Origin of the sequence: Solirubrum puertoriconensis (genome assembly GCF_001483135.1) — a bacterium.
Lineage (GTDB): Bacteria > Bacteroidota > Bacteroidia > Cytophagales > Hymenobacteraceae > Solirubrum > Solirubrum puertoriconensis.
Window position 1 is genome coordinate 838,379 of sequence record NZ_LNAL01000008.1, and the last position, 14,356, is coordinate 852,734.

At 54.2% G+C, this 14,356-nt stretch carries 23 protein-coding genes; 22 read left to right on the forward strand and 1 reads right to left on the reverse strand.

The genetic code is table 11. The annotated features are described in order from the left end of the window. The first annotated feature begins 9 nt into the window (after positions 1-9). The 21 genes from rplE (at position 10) to ASU33_RS17930 (ending at position 12,430) form a co-directional block, all read left to right on the forward strand. Positions 10-558 (forward strand): 50S ribosomal protein L5, encoded by a 549-nt coding sequence (gene rplE, locus ASU33_RS17830; RefSeq protein ID WP_059072178.1) that lies wholly within the window; start codon positions 10-12, stop codon positions 556-558. Between the two features lie 8 nt (positions 559-566). Beyond that, positions 567-836: a 30S ribosomal protein S14 gene (rpsN, locus tag ASU33_RS17835; protein WP_059072179.1), complete on the forward strand. Its 270-nt coding sequence runs from the start codon at positions 567-569 to the stop codon at positions 834-836. 124 nt (positions 837-960) lie between these two features. Continuing rightward, positions 961-1,362 (forward strand): hypothetical protein, encoded by a 402-nt coding sequence (locus ASU33_RS17840; RefSeq protein WP_059072180.1) that lies wholly within the window; start codon positions 961-963, stop codon positions 1,360-1,362. A 275-nt stretch (positions 1,363-1,637) separates the two neighbouring features. Continuing rightward, the gene (gene rpsH, locus ASU33_RS17845; RefSeq protein ID WP_059072181.1) at positions 1,638-2,036 is read left to right on the forward strand and encodes a 30S ribosomal protein S8; all 399 of its coding nucleotides are present in this window, start codon (positions 1,638-1,640) and stop codon (positions 2,034-2,036) included. A 29-nt stretch (positions 2,037-2,065) separates the two neighbouring features. Further along, on the forward strand, positions 2,066-2,620 hold the full coding sequence (gene rplF, locus ASU33_RS17850) for a 50S ribosomal protein L6 (protein WP_059072182.1): 555 nt from the start codon (positions 2,066-2,068) through the stop codon (positions 2,618-2,620). Positions 2,621-2,629: 9 nt separating this feature from the next. Further along, on the forward strand, positions 2,630-2,977 hold the full coding sequence (gene rplR / locus ASU33_RS17855) for a 50S ribosomal protein L18 (protein ID WP_059072183.1): 348 nt from the start codon (positions 2,630-2,632) through the stop codon (positions 2,975-2,977). A gap of 3 nt (positions 2,978-2,980) precedes the next feature. Continuing rightward, complete coding sequence (gene rpsE / locus ASU33_RS17860; RefSeq protein ID WP_059072184.1) at positions 2,981-3,499, forward strand: 30S ribosomal protein S5; 519 nt, start codon at positions 2,981-2,983, stop codon at positions 3,497-3,499. 6 nt (positions 3,500-3,505) lie between these two features. After that, complete coding sequence (gene rpmD, locus ASU33_RS17865) at positions 3,506-3,685, forward strand: 50S ribosomal protein L30 (RefSeq protein ID WP_059072185.1); 180 nt, start codon at positions 3,506-3,508, stop codon at positions 3,683-3,685. A gap of 14 nt (positions 3,686-3,699) precedes the next feature. Further along, positions 3,700-4,146: a 50S ribosomal protein L15 gene (rplO, locus tag ASU33_RS17870; protein WP_059072186.1), complete on the forward strand. Its 447-nt coding sequence runs from the start codon at positions 3,700-3,702 to the stop codon at positions 4,144-4,146. A gap of 16 nt (positions 4,147-4,162) precedes the next feature. After that, a complete protein-coding gene (secY, locus tag ASU33_RS17875; RefSeq protein WP_059072187.1) occupies positions 4,163-5,479 on the forward strand; it encodes a preprotein translocase subunit SecY in 1,317 nt (438 codons plus the stop codon). A 2-nt stretch (positions 5,480-5,481) separates the two neighbouring features. Continuing rightward, entirely contained in the window at positions 5,482-6,288 is an 807-nt protein-coding gene (gene map / locus ASU33_RS17880) for a type I methionyl aminopeptidase (RefSeq protein ID WP_059072188.1), read from the forward strand. Continuing rightward, on the forward strand, positions 6,266-6,484 hold the full coding sequence (gene infA / locus ASU33_RS17885) for a translation initiation factor IF-1 (protein WP_059072189.1): 219 nt from the start codon (positions 6,266-6,268) through the stop codon (positions 6,482-6,484). The genes map and infA overlap by 23 nt, the downstream gene beginning before the upstream one ends. Positions 6,485-6,493: 9 nt before the next feature. Next, positions 6,494-6,610 carry a type B 50S ribosomal protein L36 gene (gene ykgO / locus ASU33_RS17890; RefSeq protein WP_034256541.1) on the forward strand — a complete coding sequence of 39 codons (117 nt, stop codon included), beginning with the start codon at positions 6,494-6,496 and terminating at the stop codon, positions 6,608-6,610. Between the two features lie 22 nt (positions 6,611-6,632). Beyond that, on the forward strand, positions 6,633-7,010 hold the full coding sequence (rpsM, locus tag ASU33_RS17895; RefSeq protein WP_059072190.1) for a 30S ribosomal protein S13: 378 nt from the start codon (positions 6,633-6,635) through the stop codon (positions 7,008-7,010). A 79-nt stretch (positions 7,011-7,089) separates the two neighbouring features. Continuing rightward, complete coding sequence (gene rpsK / locus ASU33_RS17900; protein ID WP_059072191.1) at positions 7,090-7,482, forward strand: 30S ribosomal protein S11; 393 nt, start codon at positions 7,090-7,092, stop codon at positions 7,480-7,482. 92 nt (positions 7,483-7,574) lie between these two features. Continuing rightward, positions 7,575-8,180 carry a 30S ribosomal protein S4 gene (rpsD, locus tag ASU33_RS17905; RefSeq protein ID WP_059072192.1) on the forward strand — a complete coding sequence of 202 codons (606 nt, stop codon included), beginning with the start codon at positions 7,575-7,577 and terminating at the stop codon, positions 8,178-8,180. Positions 8,181-8,279: 99 nt separating this feature from the next. Continuing rightward, positions 8,280-9,269: a DNA-directed RNA polymerase subunit alpha gene (locus ASU33_RS17910; RefSeq protein WP_059072193.1), complete on the forward strand. Its 990-nt coding sequence runs from the start codon at positions 8,280-8,282 to the stop codon at positions 9,267-9,269. Positions 9,270-9,371: 102 nt separating this feature from the next. Continuing rightward, complete coding sequence (gene rplQ / locus ASU33_RS17915) at positions 9,372-9,905, forward strand: 50S ribosomal protein L17 (protein ID WP_059072194.1); 534 nt, start codon at positions 9,372-9,374, stop codon at positions 9,903-9,905. A gap of 198 nt (positions 9,906-10,103) precedes the next feature. Then, complete coding sequence (gene eno, locus ASU33_RS17920; protein WP_059072195.1) at positions 10,104-11,375, forward strand: phosphopyruvate hydratase; 1,272 nt, start codon at positions 10,104-10,106, stop codon at positions 11,373-11,375. A gap of 162 nt (positions 11,376-11,537) precedes the next feature. Next, positions 11,538-11,852: an FtsB family cell division protein gene (locus ASU33_RS17925; protein ID WP_059072196.1), complete on the forward strand. Its 315-nt coding sequence runs from the start codon at positions 11,538-11,540 to the stop codon at positions 11,850-11,852. A gap of 122 nt (positions 11,853-11,974) precedes the next feature. Next, on the forward strand, positions 11,975-12,430 hold the full coding sequence (locus ASU33_RS17930; RefSeq protein WP_149867290.1) for a hypothetical protein: 456 nt from the start codon (positions 11,975-11,977) through the stop codon (positions 12,428-12,430). Positions 12,431-12,455: 25 nt separating this feature from the next. Here the strand turns inward: ASU33_RS17930 and ASU33_RS17935 are convergent, their stop codons facing one another. Continuing rightward, entirely contained in the window at positions 12,456-13,661 is a 1,206-nt protein-coding gene (locus tag ASU33_RS17935; protein ID WP_059072776.1) for an anhydro-N-acetylmuramic acid kinase, read from the reverse strand. A 78-nt stretch (positions 13,662-13,739) separates the two neighbouring features. Here ASU33_RS17935 and ASU33_RS17940 point away from each other — a divergent pair, with 78 nt between their 5' ends. Next, positions 13,740-14,354, forward strand: coding sequence for a YdeI/OmpD-associated family protein (locus tag ASU33_RS17940; RefSeq protein WP_059072198.1), 615 nt, complete (start codon positions 13,740-13,742; stop codon positions 14,352-14,354). The last annotated feature ends 2 nt before the right edge of the window (positions 14,355-14,356 follow it).

The following is a 14,356-nucleotide window of genomic DNA, read 5'->3' on the forward strand; positions in this document are numbered from 1 at the left end:
TATCCGACAATGGCTCGACTGAAAGAAATTTACGATAAGGAGATTCGCCAGCAACTGCAGGAGAAATTCCAATTCAAGAGCACCATGCAGGTGCCGCGCATTACCAAGATCTGCATCAACCGCGGTATCGGTAAAGCTGTAGCCGACAAAAAGCTCGTAGACAATGGCGTGGATGAGCTGACGACCATTACTGGTCAGAAGGCCGTTCCAACCATCGCAAAGCGTTCGGTTTCGAACTTCAAACTGCGCGAGGGTATGCCAATCGGTGCTCGCGTAACCTTACGCGGCAATCAGATGTACGAGTTCCTAGATCGTCTGTTGACTGTTGCTCTACCTCGCGTACGCGATTTTAAAGGTATCAGCGATAAAGGCTTCGACGGCCGTGGTAACTACACCCTCGGCATCAAAGAGCAAATCATCTTCCCGGAAATCTCAATCGACAAGATCAAAGAGATTGCCGGTATGGATATCACCTTCGTGACGACGGCCGAGAATGACGAGCAGAGCTACGAACTGCTACGCGCCTTCGGTATGCCGTTTGCTAACGCTAAGAAATAAGCTGACAAATGGCTAAAGAATCCATCAAAGCAAGAGAGCGGAAGCGGGAAGCCCTTGTGGCTCGTTACGCTGAGAAGCGCAAAGCTCTTAAGGCTGCTGGCGACTACGAAGGTCTGGACAAGCTGCCCCGCAACGCTTCGCCCGTACGTCTGCACAACCGCTGCAAACTGACCGGCCGTCCGCGTGGCTACATGCGCAAGTTTGGCATCAGCCGCGTAACGTTCCGGGAAATGGCTTCGGCCGGCAAAATTCCCGGCGTAACGAAAGCTAGCTGGTAGTTCGCTACCACCGCAACGCTAAGCAAAACTGCTCAGCTGAAACTCTCTCGGGAGTTTTGGCTGAGCAGTTTTCTTTTAATATCGATCTGCTCCTAGCCTTACCACAACACTTGCATATTGCAGCATGCTGGAATTTATTATCACACCTCACACTTCGGCAGGACCTGTGTTGTTTGGTCTGACTCGCTCGGACATACGAGCATTGTTCGAATACGAACCTGAGCAGTTTCTACGAGGTGGAGAAGAAGATACTGACTTCTATAACCCACTAGGGTTATTTGTGATTTATGATACTGATCAGAAGTGCGTTGCAGTAGAGTTTACTGGTCCAGCTCATGTTTCCTTGAATGGGGTACAGCTACTGGAGCTATCCAAGAAAGAAGCAACTGCCTTCTTCAATACGGATCAAGAATTGGATAGAGACGCAAGCGGCTACACTTCTTATCAGTATGGTGTAGGAGCATATTATGAGAAGCATAAGAAGCCAGAAACAGTCATTGTATTTGCTAGGGGATATTACGATTGACTCTGTTTGAACCTTTAGCCAATTAACTGTTTGTGCCTATTGCTTTTGTGTTAAGCATTTACGTATCTTTGCACCCCATAAATGCTCTAGGGCAGTGGGGGACGCCCCACACACCATTTGGCAGGTTGCCACAAGAAACCATTGGCTGCGGCGGAAACGCTGTGGATGTCAAGTAGTCTTAATCGAGGATTTCGCCGTCATAGGAAAACTATGGCTGCGAAATTTTCCTACCTTTGCGGTTCCCTTAACCACGGGGTGCCCTTCAAATCATCCAAATGAACACAGATCCGATTGCCGACTACCTGACCCGGGTGCGCAACGCCATCAAGGCCAACCACCGGGTAGTAGAAATTCCGGCTAACAAAATCAAAAAGGAAATCACGAAAGTGCTCTACGAGAAAGGGTACATTCAGAGCTACCGTTTTGATGACTCGGCAGTACAAGGCACGATCAAAATCGCGCTGAAGTACCACCCCGTGACCAAGAAGCCCGCCATCCAGAAGCTGCAGCGGATCAGCACCCCGGGCCTGCGTACGTACGCCCACGTTGAAAACCTGCCGCGCGTGCTGAGCGGTCTGGGCATTGCCATCCTGTCTACCTCGAAAGGGGTAATGACGGAGAAGGAAGCTCGCACCCAGAACGTAGGCGGCGAGGTGCTGTGCTACGTGTACTAAGCTCAACGCAGCAGTAAACTCCCGACAATATGTCCCGCATTGGTAAACTCCCGATCAGCCTGCCCTCGGGCGTGCAGGTATCGGTTGATAACGACAACACCATCACGGTTAAGGGCCCCAAAGGGGAACTGAAGACCGCTGTCGACCGCGACATCACGGTACGCTCCGAAGACAACACCGTAGTCGTAGAACGTCCTACCGAGCAAAAGCGTCACAAGGCCATGCACGGCCTCTACCGCGCCCTGCTCAACAACATGGTAACCGGCGTAAGCACCGGCTACACGCACCAGCTGGAACTGGTGGGCGTAGGTTTCAAGGCTACCGCTACCGGCTCGACGCTGGAGCTGGCCTTGGGCTACTCGCACAACATCTTCCTGGCGCTGCCTAAAGAAGTAACCGCTACTGCTGTTACCGAAAAAGGTAAGAACCCAATCATCACCCTGACCAGCATCGACAAAGAACTCATCGGCCAGGTGGCTGCTAAGATCCGTTCGCTGCGCAAGGTTGAGCCTTACAAAGGCAAAGGTGTGCGCTTCGTTGGTGAGCAGATTCGTCGTAAGGCTGGTAAGACTGCCTCGAAATAACCGAGCATCATGGCTTTTAATAAAACTGAGAGAAGACTCCGGATCAAGCGCCACATCCGCACGAAAGTGTCGGGTACCGCTGAGCGCCCCCGCCTGTCGGTGTTCCGCAGCAACAAGGGCATTTATGCCCAGATCATCGACGACACTGCTGGCCGCACGCTGGTAGCCGCTTCGTCGAAGAACGTAACGGCTGGCGACTCGCCGGTAGCCACGGCTGCAGCCGTTGGCAAGGAGTTGGCCTCGCGGGCCACGGCTGCCGGCATCACGTCGGTAGTGTTCGACCGCTCGGGTTACCTCTACCACGGTCGTGTTAAATCATTGGCAGAAGGTGCCCGCGAAGGCGGCCTGAATTTCTAAGCTATGCGCGAGCAAAATAAACCCACGGCTAAGACCGCAGAGTCTGACCTGAAGGAAAAAGTAGTTGCCATCAACCGCGTAGCGAAGGTGGTAAAAGGTGGTCGTCGCTTCAGCTTCTCGGCCATCGTAGTAGTAGGTGACGGTGCTGGTACTGTAGGCTACGGCCTCGGTAAAGCCAATGAAGTAACCGACGCCATTGCCAAGGCCATCGACGATGCCAAGAAGAACTTGGTGAAGGTGCCGCTGTATAAGCACACCGTTCCCCACGTGATGGAAGGCAAGTACTCAGGTGGTTATGTGCTGGTACAGCCGGCTGCTGCCGGTACCGGCGTAATTGCTGGTGGTGCCATGCGCGCGGTATTCGAAAGCGCTGGCATTAAGGACGTATTGGCTAAGTCGAAAGGCTCGTCGAACCCCCATAACGTGGTTAAGGCTACCTTCGACGCTCTGAACAAGATGCGCGACCCGATGCAAATTGCACAACAACGCGGCATCTCTCTCGCTAAAGTATTTAACGGCTAAGCGACGATGGCACGGATCCAAATCAAGCAAGTGCGCAGCGTAATTGACCGCCCCGAGCGTCAGAAGCGCACCATGCAGGCCCTAGGCCTGACCAAAATCGGCGCAGTGCGTGAGGTTGAAAATACCCCCGCCATTGCCGGCATGGTAGCCAAAGTTGGCCACCTGGTAGAAGTAACCGAACTGTAGAACTTACCTCCATCATGAATCTCAGCAATCTTAAGCCCGCTGAAGGCTCGGTACGCAACAACAAGCGTCTCGGCCGTGGTGAAGGCTCTACTCGTGGCGGCACGTCGACCCGTGGCCACAAGGGTGCCAAGTCGCGTTCGGGCTTCTCGAAGAAAATCGGCTTTGAAGGTGGCCAAATGCCCCTGCAGCGTCGTGTGCCGAAGTTTGGCTTCAAAAACATCAATCGTGTAGAGTACAAGGCAATTAACCTTGATGTGCTCCAAGGCTTGAACGAAAAGTCTCAAGCAACCACGATGGATGTAGCTTACTTCGTATCGAATGGTCTGGTGTCCAAAAACGCCAAGATTAAAGTTCTGGGCCGTGGCGAACTGAACGCTGCGCTGGAAGTACATGCCCATGCTTTCTCTCAATCGGCTATCGAAGCTATTGAGAAAGCAGGTGGCAAAGCTGTGACCCTCTAAGCTAAGCTCGCCGGCGATGAACAAGTTTATCACGACGATTAAGAACATTTTTGCGATTGAGGATCTGCGTACGCGGATTCTCAATACGCTTTTTTTCATCGCCATTTACCGGCTAGGTTCTTACGTTGTGCTGCCGGGCGTTGATCCGTCCCGTCTCGATAATAAATCGGGCGGGATTTTCGGCATACTCGATACCTTGCTAGGAGGGGCGTTCAGCCACGCTTCAATTTTTGCGTTAGGCATCATGCCTTACATCTCTGCTTCGATTGTACTGCAATTGCTAACCATCGCAGTGCCTTACTTTCAAAAGCTGCAGAAGGAAGGAGAGTCTGGTCGCAAAAAGATAAACCAGTACACTCGACTACTCACGATTCCTATCGTGATGGCTCAGTCTATTGGCTTCATTGCTACCATCAATCAGGATGCGCTTGTCAACCCGGGAATGTTTTTCACGGTATCGACAATGATTATTCTGACCGCTGGTACTCTCTTCTGCATGTGGCTTGGCGAAAAGATTACGGACAAGGGAATTGGGAACGGTATATCTATGATCATTATGATCGGTATCGTTTCCCGTTTTCCAGGAGCAATCTTGGGTGAAGCTGCAGCGAAAGGCATGCGGGGCTCATTGATCTTCTTGATAGAGCTTGCCGTACTTTTCTTTGTAGTAATGGGTGTTATCATCCTCACTCAAGCCGTACGCCGCATTCCAGTACAATACGCAAAGCAAGTGGGAGGTGTAAGCCAGTTGAACGCTCAGCGACAATTCATTCCATTAAAAGTGAATGCCGCGGGTGTAATGCCTATCATCTTCGCTCAGTCGTTGATGTTTATCCCGGCGATTGTTGCTTCCGCTTGGCAGCAGGATAGTGACACTGCAAACTACATTGGTCAGAAGTTCTCGGACTATACTTCATGGCAGTACAATTTGGTGTTTGGGATTCTAATTATCCTTTTTACTTACTTCTACACGGCCATAAGTGTCAATCCTAAGCAGATTGCTGACGATCTGAAGCGTAGTGGTGGTTTCGTTCCGGGTGTAAAGCCTGGTGATGCCACCTCCGAATATATTGATGAGGTTTTAACCCACATCACGCTTCCAGGTGCTTTGGCTTTGGCCCTGATTGCAATCTTTCCGGCCATTGCCTTGTTGTTCGGAGTCACTCGCCCTTTCTCTGCTTTTTACGGCGGTACTTCTCTTATCATTATGGTAGGCGTTGTACTTGATACCATGAACCAGATAGAAAGCTATCTGCTCATGCGCCACTATGACGGCATGATGAAGACTGGCAAGCTGAAAGGCCGCACGCAAAACATTGCGTTGGCCTCCTAAGCATGATACTTTACAAGACCGAAGAAGAAATCGATATGATTCGAGCCAGCGCGAATGTGCTGGCTCGAGCTCATGGGGAAGTTGCGGGCATGATCCGCGAAGGAATTACAACGCGAGAACTGGATCGTCGCGCGGAGGAATTCATTCGGGACCACGGCGCGCAACCTTCTTTTAAGGGGTATAATGGTTTCCCGTTTAGCTTATGTATTTCGCCGAATTCGGTTGTTGTGCATGGCTTCCCAGGTGACCACGTGCTCAAGAGTGGCGATGTCATTTCGGTAGACTGTGGCGTAAAGCTTAACGGCTACCATAGTGACAGCGCTTATACCTACCCAGTGGGGGAGGTGAAACCGGAAGTAACGGCCCTGCTCGAAGCTACTAGACAATCATTGTACGAGGGCATTGAGCAGGCAGTAGCTGGCAACCGAATGGGTGATGTCGGCTACGCTATCCAGAACTACGTGGAAAAGCGTGGCTTTTCAGTAGTGAGGGAACTTGTTGGACACGGCATTGGTAAGAGCCTGCACGAGCGTCCGGAAGTACCTAACTACGGTAAGCGTGGTGCTGGCCTTAAACTGCAAAGCGGGTTGGTTATCGCCATTGAGCCAATGGTGAATCTTGGAACCAAGTTCGTGGTGCAGGAAAAGGATGGCTGGACAATCCGAACCAAAGACCGGCAGCCCTCGGCGCACTTCGAGCATACCGTGGTGGTTCGCCAAAATAAAGCGGAGATTTTAACCTCTTTCGCATACATAGAAAAAGCGTTACAGCAGACCTCGCAGCCTTATGGCCAAACAATCATCGATTGAGCAGGACGGTACCATCCTGGAAGCTTTGTCTAACGCCATGTTCCGTGTGGAGCTGGAAAACGGGCACCAGGTAATTGCGCACATTTCCGGTAAAATGCGCATGCACTACATCAAGATTCTGCCTGGCGATAAGGTGAAGCTCGAAATGTCGCCCTACGATCTGTCGAAGGGCCGAATAGTTTACCGTTACAAATAACCCCCGGACATGAAAGTCAAAGCATCGGTTAAAAAGCGCAGTGCCGACTGCAAAGTGATCCGCCGTAAAGGGAAGCTTTACGTGATCAACAAGAAGAACCCCCGCTACAAGCAGCGTCAGGGTTAAGCAACACAAGCAATAGAAGAACATGGCACGTATTGCAGGGGTAGACATCCCGGACAAAAAGCGCGGCGAAATCGCCCTCACTTACATCTTTGGTATCGGTCGTTCTTCGGCTGCCGCTATCCTGACGAAAGCAGGTGTTGACCTGAACAAGAAGGTAAGCGAGTGGACGGAAGCCGAATCGGGTGAAATCCGTAGCATCATTGCTTCGGAATACAAAACCGAAGGTGTGCTGCGCTCGGAAGTACAGCTCAACATCAAGCGTTTGATGGACATCGGTTGCTACCGTGGTCTTCGTCACCGCAAAGGGCTTCCGGTTCGGGGTCAGCGTACGAAGAACAATTCGCGCACCCGCAAAGGCAAACGGAAGACCGTTGCCGGCAAGAAGAAGGCTACTAAATAAATCTTAGCGGGAATCGGCAGCGGGCCTTCTCATTAATCCACTGCTGCCAACACCTTCCGCTCTTTTTTGCGATAACCAAATGGCACAAAAAAGAAAAGACAAAGCCAAGAAGCGCATCGTCCAGGTTGAAGCAACCGGTCAGGTGCACATCAAGGCTTCGTTCAACAACATCATCATCTCGGTTACGAACAACAACGGCCAGGTGATTTCGTGGGCTTCGGCCGGCAAAATGGGTTTCCGTGGTTCGAAGAAGAACACGCCCTACGCTGCCCAAACCGCTGCTCAGGATTGCGGTAAAGTTGCCTATGACCTAGGCATGCGCAAGTGCGAAGTGTTCGTGAAGGGTCCGGGTGCTGGCCGCGAATCGGCCATCCGTGCATTCCAGAACATGGGCATTGAGGTGACGACCATCCGCGACGTGACTCCGCTGCCGCACAACGGCTGCCGTCCGCCCAAACGTCGCCGCGTCTGAGTAACGGCAGACGCGTGGCTTCTGTCGCCCCGTGAGGGAGCTAGTGAAGCCAGGCAGTTTTCTTTTCTCTTCAGAAAAATCACCTCTTTAGAATGGCACGTTATACCGGCCCTAAAACCAAGGTTGCCCGTCGCTTCGGGGAAGCCATTTTCGGCCCGAGCAAGGCACTCACCAAGAAAGCATATCCTCCGGGCCAGCACGGCCGCGGCCGCCGCAAGAAGCAGTCGGAATACGCCGTGCAGCTGATGGAAAAGCAAAAAGTTAAGTACCTCTACGGGGTACTGGAAAAGCAGTTCGCCAACCTGTTCGACAAAGCTGCTGGTAAGCCGGGTATCACCGGTGAAAACCTGCTGGCCTACCTCGAGCAGCGTCTGGACAACGTGGTGTACCGTCTGGGCATTGCTCCAACCCGCCGCGCTGCTCGTCAGCTCGTTTCGCACAAGCACATCACCGTTGACGGTGAGGTTGTAAACATCGCTTCGTACCACGTTAAGCCGGGTTCGATTGTGGCTGTTCGCGAAAAATCGAAGTCGCTGGAGGCTATCGTGAATAGCCTAGCTGTTCGCAACGCCCGTCAGTTCGGCTGGCTGGAGTGGGATGCAAAAGAGTTTGCCGGTAAGGTAATCTCGACTCCCCAGCGCGACCAGATTCCCGAGAAAATCGAGGAGCAGCTGATCGTCGAGCTGTATTCGAAGTAATCCTAACGGAGAGCCGGCTGCTGCCTGAGATTTATCTTGGGCAGCAGCCGGCTCCTGTATGGTTTCTTCTTTCCTTCCAAATCCCTTACATCCGCATCTATGTCAATTCTCGCTTTTCAAATGCCGGAGAAGGTCGTAATGGAGAAATCCGACGACTTCTACGGAACGTTTGAGTTCAAACCGCTGGAGAAGGGTTACGGCGTGACGATCGGCAACGCGCTACGTCGCATTCTGCTGTCGTCGCTCGAGGGGTACGCGATTACCTCGGTCCGCACGAGCAACGTGCTGCACGAGTTTCAGACCATTGAGGGTGTCATCGAAGACATGTCGGAAATCATCTTGAACCTGAAGCAGGTTCGGTTCAAGAAGATCAACGATGTCATCGAAGACAAAATCACGGTTCGCATCAGCGGCCAAGAATCCTTCTCTGCCGGTGATATCAACAAATTCACCAACGGTTTCCAGGTGCTGAACCCGGAGCTGGTGATTTGCAACATTGACCCGAGCACCTCGCTGGAGTTCGAGTTTACGGTTCAGAAGGGCCGTGGCTACGTACCCGCCGAGGAGAACAAGCCGGCTGACCAAGTATTTGGTCAGATTGCTATCGATGCCATCTTCACACCGATTAAGAATGTGAAGTACAGCATCGAGAACACCCGTGTGGAGCAGAAGACCGACTACGAGAAGTTGCTGCTCGAGATTCACACGGATGGCTCAATTCACCCGGAGGATGCACTGAAAGGTGCTGCCAATATCCTGATCCAACACTTCATGTTGTTCTCGGACAACACGATGACCTTCGAAACGGCAAAAGCCGAAGAGGAGACCAGCGTGGACGAAGAGACGCTGCACATGCGTAAGGTCCTGAAGACCCCGCTGCAGGACATGGACCTGTCGGTACGTGCGTACAACTGCTTGAAGGCTGCCGACATCAAAACCCTCGGTGACCTGGTACAGCTGGACCTCGCCGACATGATGAAATTCCGCAACTTCGGTAAGAAGTCGCTGACCGAATTGGAGAACCTCGTTGAGGAAAAAGGCCTCCACTTTGGTATGGACGTGGCGCGTTTCCGCCTCGACGAAGAATAGTCTTCCATTTTTAGTGTGCCCTAGGGGCGGCGGTTCAAATGAGGTTCAGGCCCGCCGTGGTCGCCGCCCGCAAGCACATCACTTTTATTTCTTAATTGTCCGATGAGACACGGTAAAAAAGACAACCACCTCGGCCGTACCACCGCTCACCGCGGTGCAATGCTGTCGAACATGGCTTCGTCGCTGATCCTGCACAAGCGCATCACGACGACCACTGCTAAGGCTAAGGAACTGCGTAAGTACGTTGAGCCGCTGCTGACCCGCTCGAAAGAAGATACGACGCACTCGCGCCGTATGGTATTCGCCGAGTTGCAGAACAAAGAGTCGATCAAGGAGCTGTTTGGTGAAGTGGCTGGCAAAATTGCCAACCGTCCCGGTGGCTACACCCGCATCATCAAGCTGAGTGCTGGCCGTGCTGGTGACAACGCTGATATGTGCATCATCGAGCTGGTAGACTACAACGAAACCCTGCTGGAAGCCAAGAATGCTGGCGCTGCTAAAACGACTACTCGTCGTTCGCGCCGCGGTGGCAAGAAAGCCGAAGGTGCTGCAGCTCCTGCTGCTACCACCGAAGCTACTCCTGCTCCGGAGGCTCCGGCTGCCGACGCTGCTTCGACCGAAGAAGCTGCTTCGTAAGCAAAGCCACTCAAAAGAAAAGGGCACCCTAAGCAGGGTGCCCTTTTCTTTTGCCCTAAGTGGTAAGCTATACTCGGCAAAGTACAGGCGGCAAAAAGTGAATTGAGTACCTTGCTGCCCCGTAAGTATGCGCGCTACAGTTGTAGCTGCCTGTGGGAAACTGTTCCAATACCTTTTCACCTTTCACCTTTCCTCGATATGAGCATTATCGCCGCCATCAACGCCCGGCAAATCTTCGACTCGCGCGGTAACCCGACTGTGGAAGTAGACGTGACCACCGATAACGGCGTAGTAGGCCGTGCTGCGGTGCCATCGGGTGCTTCGACGGGCAAGCACGAAGCTGTGGAGCTGCGCGACGACGATAAGTCGAAGTACATGGGCAAAGGCGTGCTGGGAGCGGTTGAAAACGTCAACAGCAAGATTGCCGAAGAGTTAGTAGGCTTGTCGGTATACGAGCAAAGCCTGCTCGACAAGATCATGCTAGAGCTTGATGGCACGCCGAACAAAGCTAACCTAGGTGCTAATGCTATCCTGGGTGTGTCGTTGGCAATTGCCCGGGCCGCTGCCCAGGAGGCAGGTATGCCACTGTACCGCTACGTGGGTGGTGTAAACGCCTCGACGCTGCCGGTGCCGATGATGAACATTCTGAACGGTGGTTCGCATGCCGACAACAGCATCGACTTCCAGGAGTTCATGGTTATGCCGGTAGGTGCTGAATCCTTCACTGAAGCGCTGCGCTGGGGTTCGGAAATCTTCCACAACCTGAAGAACGTGCTCAAGAAGCAAGGCCTGAGCACCAACGTGGGCGACGAAGGCGGCTTTGCACCGAATATCAAGTCGAACGAAGCAGCTATCGAGGTGGTACTGCAGGCCATCGAGGCTGCTGGCTACAAGCCCGGCGACGACGTGATGATTGCCCTTGACGCGGCTGCTTCGGAGTTCTATTCCGATGGTCACTACCACTTTAAGAAGAGCACCGGCGATAAGCTGACGTCGTCGGAAATGGCTTCGTACTGGGCTGACTGGACGCGCCGCTACCCGATCATCAGCATTGAGGATGGCCTCGACGAAGATGACTGGGCTGGCTGGAAGCAGCTGACCGACGAAGTAGGCAACAACGTGCAGCTTGTAGGCGACGACCTGTTCGTGACGAATGTGAAGCGCATTCAGGAAGGCATTGAGAAGGGTGTGGCCAACGCTATCCTGATCAAGGTTAACCAAATTGGCTCGCTCACCGAAACCATCGACGCCATTAACCTGGGCCGCCGTCACCAGTACAAGAGCATCATGTCGCACCGTTCGGGCGAGACCGAGGACAACACCATCGCCGACCTAGCCGTGGCGCTAAACACTGGCCAGATCAAGACCGGTTCGATGTCGCGCTCCGACCGTATGGCCAAGTACAACCAGTTGCTGCGCATTGAGCAGGAACTGGGCGAGGTAGCCTACTACCCCGGCCGCAACATGTAATTGCACCTACGGCCCGCTTGGGCTGGCACGAAGCCGCAGCTCCATCGGGAACTGCGGCTTCGTTGTTTTGGCACTTAGGTGGTTTGCGCCCGAGCGAGGAGCAAGAGCTAAATAATCAAGCATAGCCACGGAAGCAGCTAGCACAGCATTTATCTTTGAAGTATGGCTCTACCCGAAGTGTTCGACCGTGTACCGCGCTTCTTGCGCAGCTTCTACTTCCTTACCGGGATGACCTTCTTGGTATGGATGACGCTTTTTGATGCGAACGACTTGCTGAAGCAGTACGAGATGTACGACAAGTGGCGCGAACTGCAAGTGCAAAAGGAGTACTACACCGGCAAAATTGCAGAGGTTAAGAAAGACCGCGCCGAACTGCTCAGCAGCCCCGAAATGCTTGAGAAATTTGCCCGCGAAAAATACGTAATGAAGCGCCCCGGCGAGGATGTGTTTGTGCTGGTTCCGCAGGAGGAAGAATAAACCTAGGGCCAGCGTACAGTATGTGAAGCACGGTGTGGAGCCGTGCTTTTTTGTTTTTAAACTGGTACTGCAAGCAAGGCCACCGGCAGCTCTTAGGCACAGCTATTGCGTTAGAGTAGAATATGAAGCAGCCTACCTACACGAAGCCACACTTACGGCGCTGGATAACAGTTGTGCTGCTACTGATAAGTACGGCAGCGTGGGCTGGGCCGTCGCAATTGCAGATAGCCCGCCGCTTTTTGTTCGCGGTGTTGAGTGGCGAGTACGACAAAGCGTACCAAATGCTGGCACCCGAAGTGAAAGCCGGAGTAAGCCCGGCGCGTTTTCGAGTGGCAGCTGAACCCATTTACCTGCAGGGACAGCAGCGAGGTGCTCGTATCGATTTGTACCGCCTAGGGCTGCGCATTGGCGAGAACGACCAGGTGCGTTGGTTTTATGCGTTTACCTTCAAGAGCGACTCGTTGGTGAAAGCGCCCCAACAGCTCGACGTATCGTTTCGGGACTCGGCCGCGACGGGCGTGTTAGAGTTCAGGATGGTGCCAGCCGTGGCCGAAAGCTCGTCGGCCAGCCCTAGGTAGTTGCTGCCAGCCGCTAGCGGTGCAGCTAGCTCGGCAGCGAAATTTTACCCATGTGCACAGCCGGCACACGCTGTCGGCCCGAACCCATAGCTACGCCTGAGCCGGCAAGTGTTTCATTGGCCAGTACGGCAAACAACACAGCTTCCTTGGCATCGGGAGCTACGCCTAGGTGTTGCGTATCAGAAAAACGGCAGCGGGGCAGGCGACGCTTGATAGCAGCCATGAGCGTGGGGTTGTGCATGCCCCCGCCGCTGGCGTATACCGCCGCCCTTGGCTCGGGGCCGAAAGCTTGCTGGGCCGCACGGGTAATGCCTTCGGCGCTGAATTCGGTGAGCGTGGCCAATAAATCAGTAGGGGAGAGGGCGGTTGTACTGCTGCGTTGCTGGGCCGCCCGCACATACGTAGGGTTGAAGAGCTCAGGGCCCGTGGTTTTGGGGAGCTCAGCCGCGAAAAAAGAATGATCGAGCAAAGCCTGCAGCAGTTCGGCGTTGCTGGTACCAGCGGCGGCAAAACGCCCATCGGGGTCGTAGCTGTGCTCGGGGTACAGCTCGCGCACGAAGGCATCGAGCAGTGTGTTGCCGGGGCCCACATCGGTACTGAACACGGCGGCGGCATCGAGCGAGGCGGGGAGGTAGGTGAAGTTGGCAATGCCGCCTAGGTTCAGCAACAGCCGATCTTCGGAAGAACTCGAGAAGAGCAGATAGTCGCCGTACACGGCCAACGGCGCACCTTCGCCACCGGCGGCTACGTGTTTCTGGCGAAAGTCGCTGAGCGTGATAATGCCGGTACGCACGGCCACGTGGTCACCGTCGGCAAGCTGCAGGGTGGCGTTGTGGGGGTACTCGTGCCGTTGGTGTTGGTGCTCGGGCGCATGGTACACGGTTTGGCCATGGCTGGCTACGGCGTCCACTTCGGCGGGACTGATGCCCCAGCTGTGCAGGCATTCAAGCACCAGCTGACCGTGCAAGGTGCCCAGCCAGGCGTTCAGCAGCGTTAGCTCTTCCAGCGACACCTCGGCCCGCGCAAATACCCGCCGAATACGCGTGCGAACATCATCGGTGTATGGTACAGTGGCAAACTGCACCAGCGTTAGGCGCGTGGCCGGTCCGCTGCCCTCGAGGCGGCAAAGCGCCACATCGAGGCCATCGAGCGAAGTGCCCGACATTAGGCCGATGATGCGGCGGCTAGGTTGCTGAGCAAGTTGGCAGAGGCGGGCGAGGTGCGGGTTCATGGAGCGAATGTAGCGTCCGTACAAACACCATGCGTACGGCTAAGTTGTAGCTTAGCAACCACACCCTGCCGCACCGCCATGGCAAAAACCAATTTAGCCGCACTACCGGAGCTATGCGTGGCCAGCCGCCAGGAGTGGCGGCAATGGCTGGAAGCTAACCACGCCACTGCACCCGGCGTGTGGTTGGTATACTACAAGAAAAGCAGCGGGCAACCCAGCCTCAGCTGGGCTGAGGCCGTGCAAGAGGCGTTGTGCTTTGGCTGGATAGACTCCAAAGCCAATACCATCGACGAGTACCGCTACAAGCAAGTGTTTACGCCCCGCAAGCCGCGCAGCGTGTGGTCAAAAATCAACAAGCAGTACATCGAGCGGCTAAGCGCCGAGGGGTTGATGCGCCCGGCGGGGCTGGAGGCCATCGAAGTCGCGAAGCAAAACGGCAGCTGGACGTCCATCGACTCCTCGGAAAACCTGGAAGTGCCTGCTGATTTGGCCGATGCGCTGGCCGCTCACGACGCGGCTCGTCGCAACTTCGAAGCCTTTAGCCCCAGCAACCGAAAAATGCTGTTGCAGTGGTTGCTCAGCGCTAAGCGCCCCGAAACGCGGACGCGGCGCGTGGCGGAAATCGTGCAAATGGTAGCAGCCAACCAAACACTGGTACAAGCGCAGGCCCAGCGGCGGCAGAAGCTTTCCTAAAG

Bases quoted from the DNA above. Each gene is read 5' to 3' on its own strand.
- ASU33_RS17935 (WP_059072776.1), bottom strand. From the start codon at position 13,661: ATGAACCCGCACCTCGCCCGCCTCTGCCAACTTGCTCAGCAACCTAGC.
- rplQ (WP_059072194.1), top strand. From the start codon at position 9,372: ATGAGACACGGTAAAAAAGACAACCACCTCGGCCGTACCACCGCTCAC.
- rpsN (WP_059072179.1), top strand. From the start codon at position 567: ATGGCTAAAGAATCCATCAAAGCAAGAGAGCGGAAGCGGGAAGCCCTT.
- rplO (WP_059072186.1), top strand. From the start codon at position 3,700: ATGAATCTCAGCAATCTTAAGCCCGCTGAAGGCTCGGTACGCAACAAC.
- ASU33_RS17925 (WP_059072196.1), top strand. From the start codon at position 11,538: ATGGCTCTACCCGAAGTGTTCGACCGTGTACCGCGCTTCTTGCGCAGC.
- ASU33_RS17840 (WP_059072180.1), top strand. From the start codon at position 961: ATGCTGGAATTTATTATCACACCTCACACTTCGGCAGGACCTGTGTTG.
- rpsD (WP_059072192.1), top strand. From the start codon at position 7,575: ATGGCACGTTATACCGGCCCTAAAACCAAGGTTGCCCGTCGCTTCGGG.
- rpsE (WP_059072184.1), top strand. From the start codon at position 2,981: ATGCGCGAGCAAAATAAACCCACGGCTAAGACCGCAGAGTCTGACCTG.
- ASU33_RS17910 (WP_059072193.1), top strand. From the start codon at position 8,280: ATGTCAATTCTCGCTTTTCAAATGCCGGAGAAGGTCGTAATGGAGAAA.
- ASU33_RS17940 (WP_059072198.1), top strand. From the start codon at position 13,740: ATGGCAAAAACCAATTTAGCCGCACTACCGGAGCTATGCGTGGCCAGC.
- rplE (WP_059072178.1), top strand. From the start codon at position 10: ATGGCTCGACTGAAAGAAATTTACGATAAGGAGATTCGCCAGCAACTG.
- secY (WP_059072187.1), top strand. From the start codon at position 4,163: ATGAACAAGTTTATCACGACGATTAAGAACATTTTTGCGATTGAGGAT.
- rplR (WP_059072183.1), top strand. From the start codon at position 2,630: ATGGCTTTTAATAAAACTGAGAGAAGACTCCGGATCAAGCGCCACATC.
- rpsK (WP_059072191.1), top strand. From the start codon at position 7,090: ATGGCACAAAAAAGAAAAGACAAAGCCAAGAAGCGCATCGTCCAGGTT.
- ykgO (WP_034256541.1), top strand. From the start codon at position 6,494: ATGAAAGTCAAAGCATCGGTTAAAAAGCGCAGTGCCGACTGCAAAGTG.
- infA (WP_059072189.1), top strand. From the start codon at position 6,266: ATGGCCAAACAATCATCGATTGAGCAGGACGGTACCATCCTGGAAGCT.
- rpsH (WP_059072181.1), top strand. From the start codon at position 1,638: ATGAACACAGATCCGATTGCCGACTACCTGACCCGGGTGCGCAACGCC.
- rpsM (WP_059072190.1), top strand. From the start codon at position 6,633: ATGGCACGTATTGCAGGGGTAGACATCCCGGACAAAAAGCGCGGCGAA.
- eno (WP_059072195.1), top strand. From the start codon at position 10,104: ATGAGCATTATCGCCGCCATCAACGCCCGGCAAATCTTCGACTCGCGC.
- rpmD (WP_059072185.1), top strand. From the start codon at position 3,506: ATGGCACGGATCCAAATCAAGCAAGTGCGCAGCGTAATTGACCGCCCC.
- rplF (WP_059072182.1), top strand. From the start codon at position 2,066: ATGTCCCGCATTGGTAAACTCCCGATCAGCCTGCCCTCGGGCGTGCAG.
- ASU33_RS17930 (WP_149867290.1), top strand. From the start codon at position 11,975: ATGAAGCAGCCTACCTACACGAAGCCACACTTACGGCGCTGGATAACA.
- map (WP_059072188.1), top strand. From the start codon at position 5,482: ATGATACTTTACAAGACCGAAGAAGAAATCGATATGATTCGAGCCAGC.